This is a genomic window from Aquaspirillum sp., assembly GCF_055136605.1.
Genome location: NZ_JBSQVP010000096.1, coordinates 1 through 6,034, shown reverse-complemented (window position 1 = coordinate 6,034; position 6,034 = coordinate 1). Strand labels below are relative to the sequence as shown.

5 protein-coding genes are annotated in these 6,034 nt (G+C 51.0%); 4 read left to right on the top strand and 1 reads right to left on the bottom strand.

Translation table 11 applies throughout. The annotated features are described in order from the left end of the window. The first annotated feature begins 238 nt into the window (after positions 1-238). From dnaE to ACTBZS_RS11620, 4 genes are all read left to right on the top strand, one after another. Entirely contained in the window at positions 239-3,676 is a 3,438-nt protein-coding gene (gene dnaE / locus ACTBZS_RS11635; protein WP_463044242.1) for a DNA polymerase III subunit alpha, read from the top strand. Continuing rightward, a complete protein-coding gene (locus ACTBZS_RS11630) occupies positions 3,676-3,888 on the top strand; it encodes a DUF1289 domain-containing protein (RefSeq protein ID WP_463044241.1) in 213 nt (70 codons plus the stop codon). The genes dnaE and ACTBZS_RS11630 overlap by 1 nt, the downstream gene beginning before the upstream one ends. 63 nt (positions 3,889-3,951) lie before the next feature. After that, positions 3,952-4,665: an SIMPL domain-containing protein gene (locus ACTBZS_RS11625; RefSeq protein ID WP_022654433.1), complete on the top strand. Its 714-nt coding sequence runs from the start codon at positions 3,952-3,954 to the stop codon at positions 4,663-4,665. 40 nt (positions 4,666-4,705) lie between these two features. Beyond that, positions 4,706-5,317, top strand: coding sequence for a glutathione S-transferase N-terminal domain-containing protein (locus ACTBZS_RS11620; protein ID WP_022654434.1), 612 nt, complete (start codon positions 4,706-4,708; stop codon positions 5,315-5,317). On the opposite strand, the gene ACTBZS_RS11615 is transcribed toward ACTBZS_RS11620, so the two are convergent. After that, positions 5,318-6,007, bottom strand: coding sequence for an ATP-binding cassette domain-containing protein (locus tag ACTBZS_RS11615; RefSeq protein ID WP_463044240.1), 690 nt, complete (start codon positions 6,005-6,007; stop codon positions 5,318-5,320). Between the last annotated feature and the right edge of the window lie 27 nt (positions 6,008-6,034).

Sequence of the window (6,034 nt, the reverse complement as noted above, 5' to 3'; positions counted from 1 at the left end):
GAGACCGCCGTCTCGCCAAGGGCGGCTGTAAATACGCCTGATGTTGGAAATGGGATCAACCATGCTCTCGTTTCACAATAAAGCCTTCGACTTCAGTCGAGGGTTATTTACTTCCCTAACTCCTGTAGCAGGTCGCGATAACGCTTCGTTGCTAAGTCTAAATCAGTTTTGCCAGTCTTTTAGATCTCGATTGTTGTTCAATCCAAGAGCGATCCGCGCATTCTGGTAAAATGCGCGGATGAACACACCCGCTTTTATCCATCTTCGCCTCCATTCCGAATTTTCCATTACCGACGGCATCACCCGTTTAGGTGATGCGGTGACGGCGGCCATTGCACAGCAGATGCCGGCCTTGGCCATCACCGATTTGATGAACCTATTTGGCATGGTGAAATTTTACAAAACCTGCCAAGGCAAAGGTATCAAACCGATTATTGGTGTCGATGTTTACCTCGAAAACCATCTCGACCGCGATCAGCCTTTCCGCTTGCTATTACTTGCTAAAAACCGCCAAGGCTATGGCCGCTTGTGTGAATTGCTCACTCAAGCCTATCGCCATAACCAATACCGAGGGCGGGCTGAGTTAAAACGTGAATGGTTAGAACAAGGCGACCGCCGCGATTTAATCATGCTGTCGGGTGCGCATCAGGGTGATGTTGGGATGGCGTTGTTGGCGGGAAATACCGAACAAGCACAACGCTATGCCCACTATTGGGCCGAACTATTCCCCTCGGCGTTTTATCTTGAACTACAACGCCGTGGCGACCGCCAAAGCGAGCAATGCACCGAACAGATGTTGCAGTTAGCGGCATCGCTGCAATTGCCCGTGGTGGCGACGCATCCGATTCAGTTTTTACAGCGAGATGATTTTAAAGCGCATGAAGCGCGGGTATGTATTGCCGAGGGGAATATCCTTGGCGATAGCCGCCGTCCTCGCCGTTTTACTGAGGAACAATACTTCAAATCGACAGCAGAGATGCAGGCCTTGTTTGCTGATGTGCCAGAGGCTTTGCAAAACAGTATTGAAATTGCGAAACGCTGTAATGTCGAAATTCAACTGGGCAAAAACTTCTTGCCGCTGTTTCCGACACCCGATGGCATGAGTCTGGATGATTTCCTGATTTGGCAAGCCAAAGAAGGGTTGGAGAAACGCTTGCGGGTGTTATACCCCGATCCTACGCAATACCAAGCAGAAAAGCCGCGCTATGAAGAACGGCTGAAGTTTGAAACCGACACCATTATTGCGATGGGTTTCCCCGGCTATTTTTTGATTGTGGCCGACTTTATTAACTGGGCAAAAGAAAATGGCGTCCCAGTTGGGCCGGGTCGGGGGTCGGGGGCGGGTTCGTTGGTGGCCTATTCTTTGGGCATTACCGATATCGACCCCACCGCCTATGCCTTGTTGTTCGAACGGTTCTTAAATCCCGAGCGGGTGTCGATGCCCGACTTTGACATTGATTTTTGCCAAGACAACCGTTGGCGGGTGATTGAATATGTCCGCAAACGCTATGGTGATGATGCCGTCAGCCAGATTATCACCTTCGGCACAATGGCTTCTAAAGCTGTGGTGCGTGATGTTGGGCGGGTGTTGGATCTGCCTTATTCTTTCTGTGATGGCCTGTCGAAACTGATTCCAGCCGCGCCGGGGAAACAATACTCGCTGGATGATGCAGTCAGCATGGAGCCGGTATTAAAAGACAGGTTGGAAAAAGAGGAAGAAGTCGCTGAGTTATGGGAACTGGCGAAAAAGCTCGAAGGCCTGACCCGAAATGTGGGGATGCACGCCGGTGGTGTGTTGATTGCCCCCGGAAAAATCACCGATTTTTGCCCGATTTATTTAGCCTCGGGTGAAGAAGCCAGTCCGGTGAGCCAGTTTGATAAAGACGACGTGGAACAAGTCGGCTTGGTGAAGTTTGACTTTCTTGGTCTGCGGAACCTGACGATTATCGACTTGGCGGTGAAATACATCCGAGATATCGACCCGACTTTTGCGGTTGATTTGAACACGATGGCCTTTGACGATCCTGCGGCATATAAAGTGCTGCAAGAAGCCAACACCACCGCTATTTTCCAGTTGGAATCGGACGGGATGAAAAAGCTCTTAGAAAAGCTGCGTCCCGACCGTTTTGAAGACATTATCGCGGTATTGGCGCTCTATCGTCCGGGGCCTTTGGGTTCCGGTATGGTGGACGACTTTATTTTGCGTAAGGCCGGCAAACAAGAAGTGGATTATTTCCACCCCGACTTAACCGCCTGTCTCGAACCAACCTATGGCGTGATTGTGTATCAAGAACAGGTGATGCAAATCTCGCAGATTATTGGGGGTTATACCCTCGGTGGCGCGGATATGTTGCGGCGGGCGATGGGTAAGAAAAAGCCAGAAGAAATGGCCCTACACCGTGAAAAAATCGCTCAAGGGGCGCGGGAAAAAGGCTATGACCCTGCACTGGCAGAACAGTTATTCGACTTGATGGCGAAGTTTGCCGAGTATGGCTTTAACAAGTCGCATACTGCTGCTTATGCGGTGGTGTCGTATCAAACAGCATGGTTAAAAGCCCATTATCCGGCGCCGTTTATGGCGGCAACCATGAGCTCGGAATTGGACAATACCGACCAATTACGGGTGTTTTATGATGATTGTTTACGCAACAAACTGACTTTTTTACCGCCCGATATTAACCAGAGTTTTTATCGCTTTATCCCTACCGACCGCCATCACATCCGCTACGCCCTTGGTGCGATTAAAGGGACGGGTGAGGCGGCGGTAGAACATATTGTGCAAGAACGGGAACGGCACGGGCCATTCCGCGATTTATTCGATTTTTGTCGCCGCACGGATAAGCGCGTGGTCAACCGCCGCACAATCGAGGCTTTGATTCGCGCCGGTGCGTTTGACAGCCTTGAAAAAAACCGTGCTGCGCTATTGGCCAATATCGATTTAGCGTTAGGAGCGGCAGAACAACAAGCCGCCCATGCCAATCAAGGGGGATTGTTTGACACCTCGGCAGAAGATTTAGTCTTGGCAGTTGAGCCGCTGGTGGTCGAGTCGTGGGATGAGGCGACACGGCTGGCGGAAGAAAAAATTGCCATTGGCTTTTTCCTCTCCGGTCATCCGTTCCACGCCCACGCGCCGCTGGTAAGGCAATTTATTAAAACCCCATTACAGCGCATCTCACCGAAAAAAGAATTGCAATGGCTCGCTGGCACCATTACCGCGATTCGCACCAAAGTCGGCAATCGTGGCAAGATGGCTTTTGTCCAGTTAGATGATGGTTCGGCTAAGGTCGAGTTGTCGTTTTTCAGTGAGTCGTTTGAGTTGGCAAAAGACAAACTCCGCGAAGATAGCGTGCTAGTGGTTGAAGCCAAAGTCAGCCATGATGAATATAGCGGCGGCACGCGTATTTCCGTTGAGCGCGCTTTTGATCTGGCCGAAGCGTGCGCCTATTTTGCGCAAGCATTACAGATTGAGGTGGCCGATGTGGCGACGTGCCAATGGTTGCAACAGCTCTGTGAGCAATCGGCGGGCGAGGGCTGTGTGGTTGAGATTAAGCGGGTATTGCCGCACATCAGTGGTCGGGTGCGATTGGGTGACCGCTGGCGCATTGCCCCCCAACCTGCCCATTTACAAGAACTGCGTCGCCGTTTGGGGCACGATAAAGTGGAGTTGATTTTCTGATGTCGGGTGTGATTATGACGCCGGGGGTGGATAGCCCCTGCATCGGGTATTGCAGCACGGCCTTAGGCGATGCGGTATGTCGTGGTTGTGGCCGTACTTTCGAGGAAGTGACGTTTTGGAATGTCTATTCCGATGAACAAAAAGCTGCCATCATGGCGAGATTAAGACAAAAGCAACACGAATCTACCACGCCATTACGTGATAATGATTAATTTCAGGCATACTCATGTTGCGATTTGCCGAGGTTTTCTCGGCTCAACCACAAGGAATTGACCATGCGACACCTTTCTCGTTCTCTATTGGCGATGGCCGTGATCGGGCTGTCCTTATCGGGTGTGTCGTCAATCACACAGGCCGAACCGCTGAATTATCATCTGGTTGAACTCAGTGCCGAGGCCAAACGCACGATCAGCAATGATTTATTACAAGCCACGTTATATGTTGAAGACAGTCACGGCCAAGCGGCTGAGTTGGCACAGCGTTTGAATCGAGTCGCGGATGAAGCATTAAAAAAAGCCAAACGCTATCCGGCGGTCAAAATCAGCAGCCAAGGGCAAAATACATGGCCGATTTACGATAAGCGTAAAATCAGCGGCTGGCGCGGTCGGGTGGAGTTTCGGCTTGAAGCCACCGAACACGATCAAGCAGCGGCGTTGATTGCCGATTTAGAAGGCCAACTGCAAATTGCACAACTTGGCTTTAGCATCTCGGATGCTGCGCGGAAAAAAGTGGAGCAGCAACTGACCCCCGAGGCATTAAAAGCCTTTGAAGAACGCGCCCAACTGGTGGCACGCAATTTGGGGAATGGCAAATACCGGATTGTGAATCTGACAGTATTAAACCAAGGTCAGTTTTATGCACATCGGCCTGTTCGTGCGATGAGTATGGCGGCAAAAGTGGCAGACGAAGCGGCGGTGATGCCCACGTTTGCGGCAGGCGATAGTGAGGTTGGGGTACAAGTGCAAGGCCGGATTCAATACGAGCCTTAAGCGACGACCCTGTTTAATGATTTTTTGAATTTGATTGCTGATGAAACTAATTGCTTCGTTGACTAGCCCATTTGCCCGTAAGGTGCGGGTGGTATTGCTAGAGAAAAAAATAGAGTGCCAGCTAGAAGTTGCCAATCCGTGGTTACCCGAGGCCAGCCAACAAGTACCGAATCCATTGGGTAAGGTGCCGGTGTTGGTGTTAGACGATGGTTCGGTGTTATACGACTCACGGGTGATTGTGGATTATCTCGATCATATTTCACCTGTCTCACGGCTATTACCAAAAGAAACCCGCCCTTTGGCAGTGGTCAAGCGGATTGAAGCGTTGGCCGATGGGGTGTTAGATGCAGCGATCAATATCTTTCTAGAATACAAACGTCCTGCTGGTGAACGAAACACTGCATGGATGCAACGGCAAATGGAAAAGGTTGTCCGAGGGCTAGAGGCGTTGGCGCAAGACTTGGGCGATAAAAACTGGATGTATGGCACCAGCTATTCGTTAGCTGACATTGCGGTTGGCTGTGCTTTGGGCTGGTTAAAACTGCGCTTCCCCGATTTAACGTGGCCACAAGATCATCCAAACTTGGCCGCGTTGTATGAAAAATTGGGGCAACGCAGCAGCTTTGCTGATACCTTGCCCCCATCGAGTTAATTAACTTAGGGCCTCCAGCTCCATTTGCACCATTAGCCATTGCTCTTCGACTTCAGCCAACGCAGCACTGACCTCACCCTGACGTTTGAGCGCCTGTTGTAGCTGGTTTTTTTGCTCGGGTTGATACATCGCTCCGTCTGCTAACAACGTATCGAGTGTGCCCTTTTCCGCTTGTAAAGCGGTGAGGGTTTTCTCGTATTGAGCCAGTTGTTTTTCTAATGGCTTACGTTGTGCTGAGAGGCGCTGTCGTGCTTCGGCTTCTAACCGTTTTTGTGCTTTGCGATCCACCATAGGCGCATTGCCGCTGTCGGCTTGCTGCTCTTGGCGTTGTGCCTGTTGTCGCGCGCGATCTTGTTCGAGGCGTTGTTGGCGATACTCTTCTAAATCCCCTTCAAACACTTTCACGGTGCCTTCGCCGACAACATAAAAACTGTCGGTGGTGGCTTCGATCAGGGCGCGGTCGTGCGATACCACCACCAATGCACCACTGTAATCTTGCAAGGCCAACGTCAGCGCGGCCCGCATATCTAGATCAAGATGGTTGGTCGGTTCATCTAACAACAACAGATTAGGCCGTTGCCACACAATCAAGGCCAGTGCCAAGCGTGCTTTTTCGCCGCCTGACATGGGCCCAACTGGGCTGCTTACCATCTCACCGCGAAAATCAAAGCCACCGAGAAAATCGCGCAATTCTTGTTCTGTCTCTTATACACATCT